General features: G+C 42.4%; 15 protein-coding genes. 7 read left to right on the plus strand and 8 right to left on the minus strand.

Annotation, left to right across the window (positions count from 1 at the left end; all coding sequences use genetic code 11):
- Position 1: 1 nt before the first annotated feature.
- From EZ437_RS00575 to EZ437_RS00590, 4 genes are all read right to left on the minus strand, one after another.
- On the minus strand, positions 2-2,323 hold the full coding sequence (locus tag EZ437_RS00575; protein WP_131592132.1) for a PSD1 and planctomycete cytochrome C domain-containing protein: 2,322 nt from the start codon (positions 2,321-2,323) through the stop codon (positions 2-4).
- A 105-nt stretch (positions 2,324-2,428) separates the two neighbouring features.
- A complete protein-coding gene (locus tag EZ437_RS00580) occupies positions 2,429-5,740 on the minus strand; it encodes a VCBS repeat-containing protein (protein ID WP_131592134.1) in 3,312 nt (1,103 codons plus the stop codon).
- A 94-nt stretch (positions 5,741-5,834) separates the two neighbouring features.
- Positions 5,835-6,692: an EamA family transporter gene (locus EZ437_RS00585; protein ID WP_205942622.1), complete on the minus strand. Its 858-nt coding sequence runs from the start codon at positions 6,690-6,692 to the stop codon at positions 5,835-5,837.
- A 64-nt stretch (positions 6,693-6,756) separates the two neighbouring features.
- Positions 6,757-9,516 (minus strand): glycosyl hydrolase, encoded by a 2,760-nt coding sequence (locus EZ437_RS00590; RefSeq protein WP_131592138.1) that lies wholly within the window; start codon positions 9,514-9,516, stop codon positions 6,757-6,759.
- A 268-nt stretch (positions 9,517-9,784) separates the two neighbouring features.
- On the opposite strand from EZ437_RS00590, the gene moaA reads away from it, so the two are divergent.
- From moaA to moaCB, 6 genes are all read left to right on the plus strand, one after another.
- Complete coding sequence (gene moaA / locus EZ437_RS00595) at positions 9,785-10,765, plus strand: GTP 3',8-cyclase MoaA (RefSeq protein WP_131592140.1); 981 nt, start codon at positions 9,785-9,787, stop codon at positions 10,763-10,765.
- A 2-nt stretch (positions 10,766-10,767) separates the two neighbouring features.
- Positions 10,768-11,946, plus strand: coding sequence for a molybdopterin molybdotransferase MoeA (locus EZ437_RS00600; protein ID WP_131592142.1), 1,179 nt, complete (start codon positions 10,768-10,770; stop codon positions 11,944-11,946).
- A 6-nt stretch (positions 11,947-11,952) separates the two neighbouring features.
- Positions 11,953-12,693, plus strand: a complete 741-nt coding sequence (locus EZ437_RS00605) for a sulfite exporter TauE/SafE family protein (RefSeq protein ID WP_131592144.1) — start codon at positions 11,953-11,955, stop codon at positions 12,691-12,693.
- A gap of 82 nt (positions 12,694-12,775) precedes the next feature.
- Positions 12,776-13,009, plus strand: a complete 234-nt coding sequence (locus EZ437_RS00610) for a MoaD/ThiS family protein (protein WP_131592146.1) — start codon at positions 12,776-12,778, stop codon at positions 13,007-13,009.
- 2 nt (positions 13,010-13,011) lie between these two features.
- Positions 13,012-13,458 carry a molybdenum cofactor biosynthesis protein MoaE gene (locus EZ437_RS00615; protein ID WP_131592148.1) on the plus strand — a complete coding sequence of 149 codons (447 nt, stop codon included), beginning with the start codon at positions 13,012-13,014 and terminating at the stop codon, positions 13,456-13,458.
- Complete coding sequence (gene moaCB, locus EZ437_RS00620; RefSeq protein ID WP_131592150.1) at positions 13,458-14,366, plus strand: bifunctional molybdenum cofactor biosynthesis protein MoaC/MoaB; 909 nt, start codon at positions 13,458-13,460, stop codon at positions 14,364-14,366. Before EZ437_RS00615 ends, moaCB begins: the two co-directional genes overlap by 1 nt.
- A 34-nt stretch (positions 14,367-14,400) precedes the next feature.
- Here the strand turns inward: moaCB and EZ437_RS00625 are convergent, their stop codons facing one another.
- From EZ437_RS00625 to EZ437_RS00640, 4 genes are read right to left on the minus strand one after another with little or no spacing between them, the layout of a single operon-like run.
- Positions 14,401-14,874, minus strand: coding sequence for a cupin domain-containing protein (locus tag EZ437_RS00625; RefSeq protein WP_131592152.1), 474 nt, complete (start codon positions 14,872-14,874; stop codon positions 14,401-14,403).
- A gap of 12 nt (positions 14,875-14,886) precedes the next feature.
- A complete protein-coding gene (locus EZ437_RS00630; protein WP_131592154.1) occupies positions 14,887-15,369 on the minus strand; it encodes a cyclophilin-like fold protein in 483 nt (160 codons plus the stop codon).
- Positions 15,370-15,375: 6 nt separating this feature from the next.
- Positions 15,376-16,455: an alpha/beta hydrolase gene (locus EZ437_RS00635; protein ID WP_205942623.1), complete on the minus strand. Its 1,080-nt coding sequence runs from the start codon at positions 16,453-16,455 to the stop codon at positions 15,376-15,378.
- Between the two features lie 20 nt (positions 16,456-16,475).
- Positions 16,476-17,048, minus strand: coding sequence for a DapH/DapD/GlmU-related protein (locus EZ437_RS00640; protein WP_131592156.1), 573 nt, complete (start codon positions 17,046-17,048; stop codon positions 16,476-16,478).
- A gap of 188 nt (positions 17,049-17,236) precedes the next feature.
- On the opposite strand from EZ437_RS00640, the gene EZ437_RS00645 reads away from it, so the two are divergent.
- On the plus strand, positions 17,237-18,133 hold the full coding sequence (locus EZ437_RS00645) for a helix-turn-helix domain-containing protein (RefSeq protein WP_131592158.1): 897 nt from the start codon (positions 17,237-17,239) through the stop codon (positions 18,131-18,133).
- Positions 18,134-18,268 lie beyond the last annotated feature (135 nt).

Consider the following 18,268-nt stretch of genomic DNA (forward strand, 5'->3'; position numbering starts at 1 on the left):
ATCAGGATTTAGTAATGGTTTCTTCTAAATTGTAAATAGCAGTGATCACCCCCATCATGGCAGCATGGGCAACTTTATTTACTTTGCCGGATGCAGGGTATTCACCAACTTTTAACACCTCGTCTGCATCAGTACCTTTTTTAAATGCCTTTAACTGATCAGTATAGTATGCAGTAAGCACCTGTACCTCTTTTTCTTTAGGTTTTCTGCATACAATCAGCCTGAATGCCTTTGTGATCATTGCCTGGGTACTGGATTTTTCCCTTAGCAGGCTATCTGCCAAAACCCTAGATGCCTCCAGCACACTTGGATCATTCATCATCGCCAGTGCCTGAAGCGGGGTGTTAGTCTTAGAGCGCTGAACTTCGCAAAGGTCCCGGTTACTGGCGTCAAAAATACCCATGATTGGGGGAGGGACCGTTCTTTTAATAAAACTATAGATTCCCCTTCTATATAGATGCTCGCCATGATCCTGTACGTATTTGGCCAACTGACCACGACCAGATGTCGCTCCTTCCCACAATCCTGCCGGCTGATAAGGTTTCACACTTGGCCCTCCTATTTTACTGACTAGCAAGCCACTGCTGGATAAAACGACATCTCTTACAATTTCGGCAGGGACGCGATAACGCGGAGCCCTCGCCAGCAAGATGTTTTCCGGATCAGTTTGCATTTTCTCGGGGCTGATTACTGCCGACTGACGATAGGTAGCAGACGATACTATTTGCTTAACCAACCGTTTGATATTCCAGTTATGTTTCATAAAATCCACTGCCAGCCAGTCCAGCAATTCGGGATGTGAAGGTAGCTCGCCCTGCATACCAAAGTCGCCAATGGTCTTGACGATGCCCCGGCCAAAAAATTCTTGCCATACCTGGTTTACGAATACCCGGGCGGTAAGTGGATTTTGCTTATCAAACAACCACTTGGACAAGCCCAACCTATTTTTAGGATATTTATTATCAAAAGACAACACAGATTTTGGTGTCCCTGCCTGTACCTCTTCTCCATGATTGTCATATACACCCCTGTTGAGAATATACGATTTCCTCACTACAGTATCCTCACCCATCACAGAAACGATCAGTTTGTTCGTATCCTGTTTGTTAACAAATTGGAGGATACTTTTCACATCCTCATTCGTAATTTCCATCAGGGGCTTTTTAGCATACGTTTCAGGCCCACCCACTACAGATTCTATCCCAACTTCCTTTACATTATTAAAAAATGCAAAAACCTGATAATACTCCTTTTGAGAAACAGGATCATATTTGTGATCGTGGCAATGTGCGCACTCTAAGGTCACTGCAAGGAGTGCTTTGCCAAAAGTATTGGTCCGGTCGGTTACATATTCTACCCTATATTCCTCGTCTATCACTCCCCCCTCTTCCGTAATTTTATGATTTCTGTTAAAACCCGTTGCAAGAAGCTGCTCCTTGGTTCCGTTCGGCAATAAGTCGCCCGCCAACTGCCAGGTTATAAACTGGTCATATGGCATGTTTTTGTTGAATGCATAGATTACCCAGTCCCTCCATGGCCACTGAGACCTATAGTTATCATCCTGGTAACCATGCGAATCTGCAAAGCGTGCTACATCCAGCCAGTGCAGCGCCATTCTTTCCCCATATGCAGGGCTGCTGATCAGCTGATCTACGATCTTTTCATAGGCATTTGCACTATTATCGGCTAGAAACTTATCCATCATTTCTAAACTTGGCGGAAGTCCTGTTATATCCAGGCTCGCACGTTTCAGCAGCCTTTCCTTGTCGGCTTCTTTATTAGGTTCTATACCCTTTTGCTCCAACCTGTCCAGCACAAAATAGTCTATCTCATTTCTTATCCAGCTTTTGTTCGATATTTTTGGAATTGACGGAGTTTTAGGCGAGGTAAATGCCCAGTGATTTTCATACTTAGCCCCTTGTTTTATCCACTTCTCTAAAATGGAAATTTCTCGCGATGTTAATTTAAGGTTTGATGATTTAGGCGGCATCATCACGGCAGAATCAGCTGAAGTGATCCTCCTGAAAACTTCTGAAGCACCAGGTTTGAATGGCACAAGGGCATGCGCAGAAGGATTATCTTTTAATGCTTTATAAGCCTCTTCAGCAATGTCCAATCGAAGACTGGCTTCCCTCTTATTCGCATCAGGCCCATGACAGATGAAGCATTTGTCAGATAAAATTGGCCTTACATGAAAATTGTAACTAATACTATCAGGGATTTTTTCCTCAGCAACTTGATTAGTTGGCGACCTGTTGCAGGCTTGTATAATGTATACAATACCCATGACCGTCAGCATTATATAAATAAGCCTCTTGTTCATACTAAGTTTCATTTGGTTTTGTTAACGTAAATGTACATACATACTTTCACATTACAAAAATTGAATGAAATTTTAACCTGCAGGGGTAACACGCAATAGCTTGAGCTATCTGCTAAACTGAAATGCCCTTATTTTTTGCTGGTTGATGCCTACATATAAAGTGTTGTTTAGGGCTATCACACTTCTCACATCACCCTTAAGCTTTAATCCGCTCTGCTGTTCCGGAATATAGACAAAGCCTCCTTTGCCATTTCCTTTTAGCAAAACACCATGATTGGCTGCATATTTACCAAATCTGATGCGTGCCTGGTTCATATTGCCGCACAGCAGCAGGTCTTTGTTGCCATCACCATCATAGTCCAGCGGGGTAATGGTATACACAGGGGCAAACTGTGCCTGTACGGGCAATGGCTTTTCTTTGAACTTGCCATTGGTGCTTTCGAAATATGCACTCTTCAGATAGTTGGCTTTCAAGGTCTTTGCCCCTTCCAGCTCCTCTGTGGTAAAAACATCTTTCATGGTAGCCTCAGCATAGCTTTTGTAGTCGGGAAAGCGGGGGCGCATGATGCTCATCTGGTCCAGCAGTTCATCCCTGGTCAGGTATGGGTAGCTGGTGCCCATGATGTAAAAACACAGAATGGGATCAATGGCGCCATTGTCGTCAAAATCTTTGTAGATCAGCTCTGCAGGTTCTGCATCACTGGCCTTGCACTGGCTGTTGAGACCAAGGTTGCCCAGGATCAGGTCTGGTTTTCCATCGTTGTTCATGTCTGCTACCTGCAGCTTGTTCCACCAGCCACTGTATTCCTTGTCAAAATATTTAGTCGTTTTATTCGTCAGTTTGCCGTTTTCATTAAGATATACACTCAGTGGCATCCATTCACCTGTCACTACCAGATCTGGCTTTTTATCACCGTTCAGATCTATGCAGGCAGCATCTGTGATCATCCCTGCAAGCTCAAGCTCAGGGGCAATCTTTTTGATCTGATCGGTAAAGTGACCCTTGCCATCATTGATCAGCAGATAGCTCTTTGGCGGTTCAGGATAGCGGGAAGGAACCACCCGGCCACCCACGAAGATATCTGGATGCCCATCTCCATTAAAATCTGCTACCCTGGCACAGCTTTTACTGGCCAGCATCTCAGGCAAAGCTTTTACGGCTTTGGCAAGGCTGCCTTTGCCATCATTCAGGTACAGGCGGTCCTGCAAACGGAATTCAGCAGGACTGTAATTGTGATATCCACCACTGACTACATACAGATCGGTAAAACCATCTCCATTGGCATCAAAAAATACCGCATCTGTGTCTTCACATTCTTTATCATCGATAAATGGCTGTTGATTGCCTGCAAACTTTCCATTCTTTTGCTGAGTAAACAAAGTGCCGGGCTCATGCACGTCACCTCCTACAAATACATCTTCCAGACCATCTCCATTTATATCTCCTTTAGTCATGCATGGGCCTGAAAATGACATCGGGCTCACCATTAAAGGCTGACGTTTGAAATCGTTGATTTGATTTCTGACTTGAGTAGCGTTGATTGATGAAGCTATTTCAGTAAATAATGCATCAGGCACCCCAGGTTTGCGATACACATCCTTTGCATCGTATTCGTTCAATACCAGCTGTCCGTTTAACTTAACACCCTGCAGCAGCTGCTGTTTTCCACTTAACCATACTACCCGGACAGAGTCAATCGTTTTATTTTTACCCAATCCGAAATGCAAATTTTGGGATACGCTTGACAAATAGCCTCTGGATGGCATTTGCTCAATGCACTGCTGCTTTCCACGGTAGTATATAGTTACCTTTGCACCAAGACCATCGGTGTTTTTGCCTGAACCCTTAAGCCTCACTTTTAAATAGTGAGCTAATGAATCACCCCTATTTTCATAAACAAAGGCCGCTTTGTTGATATTACTGACTACCAGATCCAGATCACCGTCATTATCAAGATCGCTGTAGGCTGCACCGTTACTATTTGATGAGATATTGACACCCCAGTCGAACCCTTTATTGCTAAATGTCAGATCACCGTTATTCTTATAGATATAGTTCTTTACATCAGAAGAAGGTACTTTTTCAAGCATAGTCACCAAATGTTTCGCTTCTACCTGACCATTCAGGCTTTTCATATAGTTCTCATTGAACTTGAGCACATCCAAATTGGTAAAATCGCGCATAAAACCATTGGTCACGAAAAGGTCTTTCCAGCCGTCGTTGTCATAGTCAGCAAACAATGGCGCCCAACTCCAATCTGTATTAGAAATACCTGACAACTGTCCAATTTCACTAAAAGTGCCGTTACCATTATTTACATGCAACATATTCCTAACGTACTGGTAATAAAATCCATTACGAAGGTTGACGTTAAACACTTCATAGTTGTCTAAACCTGAAAGTAATTTTTGTCGCTTATTGTCTTCCGGTAGCATATCAAGCGTAAAAATATCCGGGAGCCCGTCATTATTTATGTCTACGATATTACTGCCCATAGAAAATAAGGAAATCTGATCCAGCTGTTCGCTCATTTTGTCGGTAAATGTTCCGTCTCCGTTATTCAGGTACATGCGGTCTGGAACAGCATAGTCATTAGACAAATATATGTCAGGCCAACCGTCGCCATTGATATCTGCTACCCCTCCTCCAAGGCCATAGGACAAAATAGACATGTCCAATCCGGCCTGTCGGGTTATATCTTTAAAATGCCCGTCATCATTTCTGAATAACCTGGAACTGACAAGGGGATCATCCTGTTTTTTTAGTTCTTCGATGACACTGTCATCCAGGTCACTAAGTACCTTAATATTATCATTTACGAGCAGCATATCCAGATCACCATCACGATCAAAATCAAAAAACACAGATTGTGTACTGTAAGAAGAATCAGCAAGGCCATATGTCGCTGCTTCATCTTTAAATCTAGGTATTCCATCTTTACTCAGACCCTGATTGATGAACAACTGATTTTTTGACTCCGGGCCGGATTTTCGTCCGGCATAACAGACATATATATCCAGAAAGCTATCGCCATTGATGTCAACCATGTTAACCCCATTTTTCCAGCCAGGAATGCGTGCCCCTACTCCCGCAGCTTCTGTAATGTCCTCAAACTTCATGTTACCCAGGTTGCGGTATAGTTTGTTCCCGTTCATATTACCAGAGAAATACACATCATCCAATCCATCGTTATTCAGATCACCGAGTGCTACCCCGCCTCCACTGTAAAAGCCCTGATAAAATCCATTTATGTTTTTATCGAAATCCTCTTTGATCACATTGTTGAAAAGAATATTGGTACTGGAGGAATCGAGCAAAGTAAATAATGAATTTTCGGCCACGGTAATGTCTTTTCTTGATTCAGTACATGAAAACAGGAAAAAAAGACAAAGTACTGGTAAATAGAATTTTGTCATGGATGGTTTAATCTGGTTAGAAATCTAACATATGACAATCTTTTTAGTAAAAAGTCCTATTTCATTTTCACTTTCTATATGATTGTGGATGCTTTTAGTCTTTAATAACGCCAAACCACCGCTTAACCTGATTCTCAAGTAAATTAAAAACAAGCCCACCCATAATAAAAAGAGAAGCGAAGAGTTTCCACCAAGGCAGTTCCTCACCTAAAAACAGCGCAGAACTCAAGAACCCTACTACAGGGATCAGCAATGTGAAAGGAACCACCACAGATGTAGGATAGGATTTGATAAGGAATCCCCAAAGGCCATATCCAACGTGTGTAGAGAGATAAACGATGTAAACAATAGCGCCTATTGTAGCCCAGGACATATTTTGCAGGGAATCCAAAATCATAACTGGTCCTTCCAGGAATAACGAAACGCCAACCATGAATGGAAAAGCTACCAGATTTCCCCAAACTACCAGCGACAATGGGGAATCAGCATCGACTTTCTTTGTGAACATGTTTCCAACGGCCCAGGAAAACGCAGCCAGTAAAGTAAAAATGAGCCCTATAAATGTTCCACTTCCCTTCAAGTGAGTAGCAACTATTCCGATACCAACAAATGATATTAACGAACCAAAAATTTTCCATGTCCCGGGTCGATCCTGAAAAAACAGGAAAGCAAGGCCTATCGAAAAAAAAACCTGGATCTGGAGAATCAGCGAAGCGAGACCTGGGGATAGACCCAAATGAATCCCGCTAAAGAGAAAGCCAAACTGCATTGCAAAGGTAAAGAACCCATAGCCGAAGATTAACTTAAAAGACGCTTTGGGCCTTGGTAGAAAAAAGACCCATGGTAATGCAGCGAGTGCAAACCTAGCTGCGCACAGCAGGAAAGGAGGAAACCCTTTTAGTCCGATATAAACAGCAATAAAATTAGTGCCCCAGATTAAAACAACAGACAACACCATTAACAGGTGTTTTGGACTCAAATTGACGGCATTCCCCATTTACTTTGTAAAGTTAAAATTACTTATAGGATTTAATGCATACCGGACCAATTAATCCAGATGGCATCAACTCCCAGTTTGAGGCATCGAAAGGTTTATAATCAATATTTACAAAATTTATTTCATGGTAATTTCTCCAGTCTATTTTATTTTGATCCATATCTTTTATTCTATTAGCCATCAGATTTGCCACATCAATTTTTAAAATGTTCTTACCTCTTTTAAGTTTATCAGTCACTCGGAGCTGAAAGGGAATACTCCAGACTATTCCTAAATCTTTTCCATTAAGCCATACCCTTGCACTTTCTGCTACTTTTCCTAAATCTAAAACATATGCTTCGCCTTTTTTAGGATCGAAGCTGAAGGTATTTACATAACTTCCTGTTCCTGAATATTTATTTGCCTTGGGATCACCTAAATCTGTCCAGGAAGTAAGGCTTTTTAATTTTCTTTTTTTGGGTAATTCAGGCCCACCATTCTCAAAATTTAAATACCAAGGGGTAGTGATAGTAAAAGCCCCTGTCGCGGCCCCCAGATATCTCCATTTTTCTATTCCAGCTGCAACTTGACCAGTTTTTAAAATAATCGCTTCTCCAGATTTTATTTGTACTTTAACTTGTGTCCCACTTGTAGATTCACTTGCTTCAGCCAACCCAAACACTCCAGTCTGAGGGTCCATAACAAGTACAGAAGGGCTTTTTTCATTAATTTCAATTTTTTGAAAAATATCTTTTGCTGTATGATTTACAATATAATAATACTTATTGTTTGCGGTTGTTCTCTTAGTAAATTGCAAGCCTGTATCGGTGAAAGTTTCCTTGTTTATTTTGACAAACCTTAGCGCCTCAGCTAAGTCTTGAGCCAAAATTACCTGCCCTTTGCCAATTTTCATCTTATTAATAGCACCTACCTTATTAAACTTCAATTCACTAATCAGTTCTTTAAATTCGGTTCTTCTAGCTGTTAAATTCTTTAAGCCCGGAACATCTTTTGGTAATTCCTGAAAGATAATGTTCGCTCCTTGTTTAGCTAAATCGAGAATAGACTTTAAAGTCGCTACTGTCATTAAGCCGGCTTTAGGAACAATCAATGTCTGATATGGTGTGGCATTTTCATTGGTTATAATCAAACCCTTTGAAATTTGTGACTTTGCGATTAGTTTATCGGAAACGAAATCTAAAGAATAGCCCTTCCTTGTAAGTTCACTTGCCGCTTTATAAAAAGGAGTTGGGTATAACCATTGATCCACATCGTGAATTTTTAACGCTGCGTCCATTCCATGTGGATTATGCCAAACATCATAAACAGGCCAATACATGAGCACTTCGTTATCTGGTTTTGTACTTTGTAAAACAGATTGAACTCTGGTAATATATTCATTCATCCCTTTCAGGTGAGGCCAAATAGAGTTACTGGGTGTAAAGTTTACCGAAGCATAAAATAACCACCCAGGATAACCTGCTTCTTTGGGCGAGTAGGTGGTACCGTGAAAGAAGACATGGTTTACACCTGTTAAGAACAATTGTTCAACTTCCGGTTTTGCCTGAGACAATGATGTGTTAAAGTGTTCTGTTAACCAAGTAAAGGTTTCAGAAGAAACATATTTTTTACCATTTGTATGTGCAGCAGAAGTTGCAAACTTAAACATGATTGGATCTGGATCAACGTTTCTAATAGCTGAACTATCTCTTCGTAATCCAGAAATAGGAAAATTGCTCGACCCAAAAGTCTCACACTCCGGAATATCTACTGCGGAATATAAATCTAACAGGTTACCAGGTGAACCATGAGCTTGGTTCTTGCTTAAGCTCTTGTATCCATGAGCCCAATTTGTCCAGTTCCTGGTGAAATTGTTTAGTAGCATTTCGCTCATTGTTTCTCTGTAATCAGATTTTATTCTGGCAACCTCATCTCCTTTATTTTCCTCTATTAATTTCTTCATGTTTTTACTTAAATCGTAGCCCTGAAGTTTTTTAAATTCTGAGAAGAATTCCGAGGTCCAATTAGCGCCATATACTTCATAGCTATCGTTAAAGAAAGCTCTAACCCCTGGAGATATTTTTCTAAAAGCATCGTCAAACCGGTTTAAATAAACGCCTACAGCCTCTTTATTTAAATGATCTAAAGTAAAACCAGCCCCACCGGGAGCGGCTCTTTTTACTTGCTGACGAGTCTTACCTGCAAATGAAGCGTACAATTCCCAATTACCTTTTGCCGGTCTCCAATTAAGTGTACCATCCTTTTCTACCTTATCTAACAAATCAAGCGCTTCACCACTACTGCCATAGGCAGTTAACGCTTGTAAAATAGCGTGATCCTGCTTTGCGTCTTTCACAGTAATCTTTTCATTCCATGCTTTATCCTGCTCCAAACTATACTTCTGAACAATTAGTTTTGTGGCCGCATATTGTGGCTTTATCTGGGGACCGCCAAATGGCCAGCCTGTTCCCGTATTCATATCTACTCCCATATCTAAGCCGTTAGCAGTATTTATAGTATAAGATAGCATATCTAGCCATTCTGGTGAGAGGAACTGGAGGTACTTCTTCTCAAAACCTTTGGCACCATAGATGGGTGTAATTTCTACCCCTCCGATGCCAGCTTGTTGATATTGATTAAGCATATTGTTGATATTTTCCTTATCAACCGCACTTCCCATCCACCACCACCTTGTCCAAGGACGCATTTCCTTTTCTACTTTTGGCCAAATTTGTTGGGCTTTAGAACCCATAAATACCAATAAAAAAATGATAGCCATTAAGCCGGTTTTCTTTATCATAATTATTCCTTACAGTTTTAGATTTATTTCAGGGGAGCACTCTTTAAATGTAAATGTGCCTTTTTTGCATCAACTTATCAAGGATCAGTCCTAAATGCTGTTAGTTCATTACATTGACCTTGCCATTCCCAAGAGAATAGAAAGCTATTTATAGCTGATTTTAGCTAAATTGCATTAAAATACGCGAAAGAGATAGAGACAGGAGCCTTCGAGCTGGGACACATGGATATTGACACGCAAACAGATTAAACAATTTAACTAAAGCACAATGATAGCCGACTCATTTGGACGCGTACACGACTACCTGCGGATATCGCTCACAGATAACTGCAATTTCCGCTGTTTTTACTGCATGCCAGAGGAGGACTATGACTTTACCCCCGCCTCCAGGCTCATGCAGCCTGGTGAGATATTGACACTGGCCAGAATATTTGTTGAAAACGGCGTAAAAAAAATTCGGCTTACCGGCGGCGAACCGCTGGTCCGCAAGGATGCCGCAGAAATCATTTCCGCACTTGGAAAGCTTCCAGTTGAATTGGTCATTACCACCAACGGAACCAGGATCGCAGAAATGCTTCCTGTGCTGATCGATGCCGGCATTAAAACCATCAACATAAGTCTTGATACCCTCCAGCCTGAAAAATTTCTAATGATCACAAGGCGGGATCTTTTCCACCAGGTACGCAGCAATATCGAGCTTTTACTACATCATAAAATAACCGTAAAGATCAACATGGTAGTGATGAAGGGGCTGAACGATAACGAGATCAGAGATTTTATCGACTGGACAAAGCATAATCCCATCCAAATCCGATTCATAGAGTTCATGCCCTTTTCAGGCAACAAATGGACAAGTAATAAGATGTTCTCATTAGCAGAAATACTGAAGACGGTTGAAAAAGATTTTACTGTACTCCCTGTCAAAGCCGAAGCGCATGATACCGCCAAGAGTTTCATGATCCCGGGACACGAGGGTTCCTTTGCCATCATCAGCACCATGACAGCACCCTTCTGCTCAACATGCAGCCGTATGCGCCTGACTGCTGATGGAAAGCTAAAAAACTGCCTGTTCAGCAATGGGGAAACGGATTTATTGACCCCGCTTCGAAACCAGCAGGAAATACTTCCGCTTATCCAGTCCTGCATCTGGAGCAAGAAAAAGGAACTTGGCGGACAGCTCGGTGAACATTTCCAGCAGTTGGATGCAGACAGCATTAATAACCGTAGCATGATCACAATTGGAGGATAAAAATGATTTCAGTAGAACAGGCAAAAAAACTTATACAGGAGCATACTACTGCACTAAATCCGGTCCAAATACAGCTGAGCGAAGCTGCAGGGCATACTTTAGCTCAGGATATCTGCGCCAGCTGTGATATCCCGGCCTTTCGCCAATCCTCAATGGATGGCTATGCGCTAAAGTTTGAAGAAAACCTGGCCGAACTTTGCCTGGCCGGAGAAATGGCGGCCGGCTCAGATAAAGAAAATACAATCAACCAAGGTGAGGCTTACCGAATCTTTACCGGGGCAGCGCTACCAAACGGTGCCGATACAGTCATCATGCAGGAAAAGGTCACCATCGAAGGAGACAGGGTCTTCCTTAATGACCCAAACCTTAAAGCTGGGATTAACGCCAGGGAAAAAGGTTCGGAGATCAGCACTGGCGAAATCGCTATGACCCGGGGCAGTCAATTGACTCCTGCCGCTCTGGGATTTCTTGCTGGAATTGGCACTACCGAGGTCAGTGTCTATCCCCAGCCAAAAATTGCCATTATTCTAACAGGCAACGAACTGCAAAAGCCAGGCCTGCCACTAAATTTTGGGCAGGTTTATGAGTCCAATTCCTATGCCCTCAAGGCAGCGCTAAGACAGGCTGGTATCTCTAGCATCGAGGTATTGGAAGCAAAAGACGACCTGGAAACCTTGACTGAAGTATTGAATGCAACGCTAAAAACAAACGATATGATCCTGCTGACAGGTGGGGTAAGCGTTGGCGATTATGACTTCGTCATTCAGGCAGCAGGTAATTGTGGTGTAAAACAGATCTTCCACAAGGTCAAACAAAAGCCTGGAAAACCATTATACTTCGGAACCAAACAGAACCAGTTGATATTCGGTCTTCCGGGAAACCCTTCTTCCGTTCTTAGCTGCTTTTACAATTATGTGCTGCCAGCAATTGCCCTGCTCAGTAACACCACGAGCAAAATCCAGCAAATTGAAGCCCAACTTACTGCGGCTTACCAAAAGCCTGGAGGGCTCACCCATTTCTTAAAAGGCAGGTACGATGCCGGTAAAGCCACAGCGCTTGGCGCACAGGAATCTTATCGCCTAAGCTCCTTCGCCCAGGCAAATTGCCTGATCTGTTTGGAGGAGGAAAAAACAGATTTCAAAATCGGGGACAAGATCACTGTATTTTTGTTGCCCAATTAACAAAATATGCAGACAGAATTTTTACTTTTTTTCTCCCTATTATTCATTGTTGCTTTTCTATATGCATCAGTTGGCCATGGCGGAGCCAGCGGATACCTGGCCCTGATGGCCATATTCGCCATTTCACCCCTTGTCATGAAGCCTACCGCGCTGCTCCTCAACCTTTTTGTTTCCACGGTATCTTTTGCCCAATTCTACCGGGGAGGCCACTTCAAATGGAAGACATTTTGGCCATTCGTGGCAACCTCCATCCCCTTTTCATTTCTGGGGGGAACAATGGCCATCGAGAGCAATATATATAAAAAGATCCTGGGGGCATTACTGATTATTCCAGTATTGCGGTTCTTCTTTTTACCCAATTCAGATCCAAAGGATTGTAAACCTTCAAATATTCCGTTTTCGCTCCTGATTGGCGCCATCATCGGTCTGCTCTCAGGTATGATCGGCATTGGCGGGGGCATTATTCTCTCGCCCATCTTGATCCTGCTTAAATGGACCGACCAGAAACAGACAGCTGCTATTAGCGCTGCCTTTATATTTGTCAACTCGTTTGCCGGCCTTGCAGGGCAGCTGATCAAGGGAATTAATTTTACCGGTGATATGTTTCTATATGTAATTGTTGCCTTTACAGGAGGCATCGCTGGTGCCTATTTTGGTTCGCTGAAATTCCCGCAGACCACCTTAAAATACATACTGGCCATTGTACTGGTTCTTGCATCCTACAAACTTTTATTTACTACAGCTTAAAACATGAAATACCTTACGTACAAGTCCATAACTATGGACAATATTGTGATCTATAACCACATCTTAATCGTAAATTAGCAAAATGGAAATCCAGCTCATCAGTTTTGGAAAGATCTCAGAATTCTTGCACAGTCAGCAGCTGGAGATAGAAGGTATCTCAGATACCGATCAGCTCAAGGCTTATCTTGAAAGCAATTTTCTGCAGCTTGCAGACCTAAAATATAAACTCGCGGTCAACAAGATCCTGATCCAGGAAAACACACACTTGAACAGCGGTGATTCAGTGGCGGTTATGCCGCCATTCTCGGGAGGATAACTATGGAAAGCAAAAAAAAAGTAAAGAACATATTCATACAAGGGGCGATCAGCCCAGGCTTTATAACTGACTGTATCGCAAAACACAGCTCCAACACAGCTATAGGCGGTCACAGCATTTTTATGGGACAGGTACGGCAAGATGAGATCGGGGGAAAGTTAGTATCAGCAATAGCGTATAGCGCTTTTGAGGAATTGGCCCTTGAAAAAATGCACGAGATCAGAGAAGCGATCTTTGAAAAATATCCGCTGAGCTGCATGCACGTGCACCATAGCTTAGGGGATGTCAGCGCCGGAGAGATCTGCCTATTTGTCTTTACTTCATCGGCGCACCGAAAACCTGCAATTGAGGCCTGCTCAGAATTGGTCGAACGGATAAAGGCAGAACTGCCAATCTGGGGTAAGGAAATATTTCAGGACAATACCCATCATTGGAAAGAAAATAAATAATGGTCAACATCACACAGAAATCCAGCACCCTTCGCATCGCCATTGCTACTGCAACAGTAAGCGTATCCAGGCAAGAAACAATCGAAGCTATCGAGCAGCGCAAGGTTCCAAAGGGAGATGTCTTTGAATTTGCAAGGGCGGCCGGGCTACTTGGCGTAAAAAAGACCAGCGACCTGATCCCCGACTGCCATCCCTTGCCGGTAGAATATACTGCCATCACCTATGAAATCCAGGGACTAAACCTGATCATTACGGTAGAGGTCCATACCATCTATAAAACCGGGGTCGAGGTAGAGGCTATGCATGGCGCCTCCATCACAGCACTCACCATTTATGATATGCTCAAGCCCATCGACAAGGGTGTCGAGATCAGCAGCATCAAACTGCTTAAAAAGTCTGGCGGAAAATCCGATCTGAAAAACCTCAAATTCCCTGAAATCAAGGCCGCGGTTGTAGTCTGCTCAGATTCCATTGCAGGGGGCACAGCGGAAGATAGCTCCGGAAAGACCATAATAGCTCTTCTTGAAAAATTCGGAATTGAAACGCTTAGCTATGAGATCGTAACGGACGATCCAGAATTGATCACGGCCAAGGCAAAAGAATTATGCGGTGATATACATCAACTGGTTATTTTTACCGGCGGAACTGGCCTGTCTCCAAGGGACCTTACCCCTGAAGCGATCGCTCCGCTGATCGACCGCAGGGTAGATGGAATTATGGAAACGGCAAGGAATTACGGCCAGCAGCGCATGCCCTATGCCATGTTATCACGAGGGGTAGGGGGGTTCGCGGGCGACACGCTCCTGCTAACTTTCCCAGGCTCAAAAAAAGGCGCCGAAGAATATATGGCTGCCCTGTTCCCACAGGTACTGCACCTGTTCAGCGTAAATAAAGGTCAAAAGCATTAGTTTTTCTTCAACTGCGGCATTTTAAGTTTTATTTTTATCTACAGGCACTTTTATACACTTCATCTGTTACGGCTTCGTTCCAATTTACAATTCCTTTTTCAGTATTCGGAACGATATACAATTGCTGCAAACCCACGTCAGCACTTGCTCCGTGCCAGTGGCGAACATTTGGCGGACATTTTACTACGCTTCCTTTTTTGATGATTTCAACTGGTTTTCCTTCGATCTGGTGATAGCCAATTCCATCAGTAATGATTAAAATTTGCCCGGCAGGATGGCTGTGCCAATTGCTTCTTGCACCGGGTTCGAAATATACGTTTCCAACCACAGTGTTGTAAATGCTATCTGAATCTACCAAGCCAGTAGGATAAGCATTTCCAGTAAATAAATCTTTGGAACCTTTTTCTCCTTTCGGGAAAATAGTGTTCAGTTCATTTTTATTGCTGCAAGCTAGTATTGTTATTGAAGCAAATATCAATAGCGCAGCAGATTTTAAACTATTTTTCATAATGATTTATTCTTAATTATTCTCAAATTTCAAAACTACATTTCCGTTACCCAATGCAGTTGCAAGTCCTGTAGGATTATCAATCTTTCCGAGCCTTGTATAGCTGTATGAGGTATTAAATCCCTTGTAGAAAAGTACCAGACAATTGTTCCCATACAACATCAGGTCTCCCACCAGTATATTGCCTCCGGCAGATGCGCTGGTTGGAAGGGTGCTAGAGAAGTAATAAAATTTCTCGTTTGCATTCAAATCCTCCATATTGATGGTAAGTGGCAACCTTGTCTTCAAAGCGTTTGCAGACGGGTTATCATATAGTGTGGCCGTAAAAACAGCAGAACCTATTGTTATCTTTATCTTGCTTCCTGTTGGATTAGTGGCAGTTACATTAGAATTTCCATTATCTGGGGTTGAGATAGGGTCATTGCCCTTGTCACAGCTTGCCATGCTTAAGGACATGGAGGCACATAGGATCAGGCCTGTTAGTAAGTTTTTCATCCTATTTTATCTTAAATGGGTCGTGAAGAATGTCTCCAGTTTATCAAATGGAATCAAATCGGTTTTATCGTAAAGGTCTACATGGCCTGCGCCGTTGACATAAACCAGTTCTTTGGGCATTGCAGCTCTTTTGTATGCGTCTTCGCTAAATTCTTTCGAGTGTGCCTGGTCTCCGGTAATGAACAGCATTGGGCGAGGAGAAATAGTTTCGATATCGTTGAAAGGATGGAAATTCATGAACTTCGTATTACTACTCAAAGTTGGTTTTGTTGTAGTCTCTCTAGATGTCCCTTTTGGCGTATATTCTCCGCGGGGAGTTCGGTAAAAATCGAAAAACTCACGCTGGATGGGATGTGTGTTATTCTGTAGTTTTAGAACCGTTCCACCGGTATATTTGGTTGTTCCACCTGTAAATTCAGCATATCTTTGTTCCGCTGCTTCGGCTATGATCTGCTTTCTTTGCTCCAGTGTTTGTGAGTGGTTCAGGGCATTACGGTTAGCCGATCCCATATCATACATGCTAACGGTTGCAACAGCCTTCATCCTCGGATCGATCTTGGCCGCACTGATCACAAAACTTCCACTGCCACAAACACCAATCACACCAATGCTATTCCTGTCAACAAAATCACGGGTGCCCAAAAAGTCAACTGCTGCGCTAAAATCCTCTGCATAAACATCCGGTAAAATCGCGTTACGGGGTTCGCCTTCACTTTCACCCCAAAAGGATAGGTCAATGGCCAAGGTTATAAAGCCTCGAACTGCCATGTTGGAAGCATACACATCGGCACTTTGTTCTTTTACGGCGCCCATTGGGTGGCCAACAATAATAGCTGCGTGCTTCGTACCACGATCCAGGTTTCTTGGGATGAACAGATGTCCAACAACATCCATTTTATATAGATTTTTGAAAGTAACCCTATACATTTCAATACTGTCATCCACTTTAAAAGTGGTATAATCTTTCGGCGATAGCTTTTCCATTTCTTCTGGTTTTTTTGCCTGTTCCTTTTCCTTTTTTTCTGTGCAGGCCTGTGCTAATATCATCAGGGATGCTGCTATAATTATTTTTATAGGTTTCATCATTTTGGTCTTTAATTTTCTATTTAAATTGATTTGATAAACTTCGCTGGAATACCACCGACAACAGTATTGGGTAAAACATCCTTGGAAACCACAGCACCCGCAGCCACTACAGCGTTTTCTCCAATGGTTACACCCGGAAGTATGGTTGATCCCGCACCGATCCAGGCATTTTTTTTAATGACGATGGGTTTTGTGATCAGGGTCCTTCTGTCATCCGGATCCAAGGGATGATTCTCTGTAACAAGATTAACCTTTGGGCCAATCAGTACATTATCCGCAATCGTGATTCCACCCATATCCAAAAAAGAACAGGCATAGTTGATGAACACGTTCTTTCCAATACTGATGAACTTTCCGAAATTGGTATAGAATGGAACAAAAATAGTGGTGCTTTCGTCCACCGTTTTACCGATGATATCACCAAGGATATCCCGAACAGCAATTAGGTCGGATGACATATTTAGCTTCTGGGAAAGTTTTAGCGTTCTGCCCACTACTTCATTTATTTCGTAATATGCCGGATCATTCAACCGGATAGGTTCGCCTGATCTTAACCGTTCAAGAATATTCACCTTTTCTATTTCTGCTATCATTTTGTTAAAATTTACTGTCTTTAATCCGGCGGGATCTTACTAAAGAAATCCACATTACAAATGTCGGCAGCATTCGTTGCTTTGGGTTTATACAGAATACGGTATTGTTTACCACTTTTACTGATTCTAAATCGGAAGTAATTATTACAGGTTCATTTTTGTTAAATTTGGATTGTAAAATCAAGGATATGGAAGAAGTGAAAAGACTGGACACCGTTCGTCAGTATAACGATTATGTTGGCGTGGATACACTAAATCCCCTGGTCAGTGTCGTCAATTTTAATGATGTGCCAACCATTATACATTACAGACATTACATGGGGGTCTATGCGGTTTTCTTTAAGAATATCAAATGTGGCAACATAACCTACGGATGTCAGAACTATGATTACGAAGATGGGACAATGGTATTTGTTTCACCGGGGCAGGTCTATGGAATTGATAGCAGTGGCCAAGCAATAATCCCTTCGGGCTGGGGACTTATTTTCCATCCCGACCTGTTAAAGGGCACACATCTGGCCAAGACCATCAGGGACTATAATTTCTTTGCGTACGAGGTGAATGAAGCCCTTCACCTTTCAAAAAAGGAAAAAAAGACGATAATGGAATCCCTGGAAAAGATTGCTGCGGAAATAGAGCAGAACATTGACAAGCATAGTAAGACCCTCATCGTTTCCAATATAGAACTGTTCCTGAATTATTGCATGCGTTTTTATGATCGCCAGTTTATTACCCGAAGCCACGCAAACAAAGATATCCTTGTACGGTTCGAAAATCTGTTGATTGATTATTTCCGATCGGAAAAGGCATCTCAGTTGGGTTTACCATCTGTTGCCTATTGCGCTGACCAGTTACATCTTTCACCAAACTATTTTGGCGACCTGATCAAAAAGGAAACTGGCAGTACCGCCCTTAATTACCTCCAATCGAAGATGATAGATGAGGCAAAAACCTACATTTTTGACAGTTCAAAAACTTTTAACGAAATAGCCGCCGATCTGGGCTTCAAATACCAACAACATTTTACAAGGTTGTTTAAGCAGAAAACTGGAATGACCCCTCAAGAATATCGAGGGTTGAATTGATGGAAATGCCAACAAAACTTTCTATCCCATAAAATTTACCAGTATCGAACAAAAAAACTGAGCATATAATAATAAACTATAGCGGAACAGCATTATGGGTAAACAAACTATCGTACGATATGCCCCTCTTTTTCG

The organism is Pedobacter psychroterrae (genome assembly GCF_004331695.1).
Classification (GTDB): Bacteria; Bacteroidota; Bacteroidia; order Sphingobacteriales; family Sphingobacteriaceae; genus Pedobacter; species Pedobacter psychroterrae.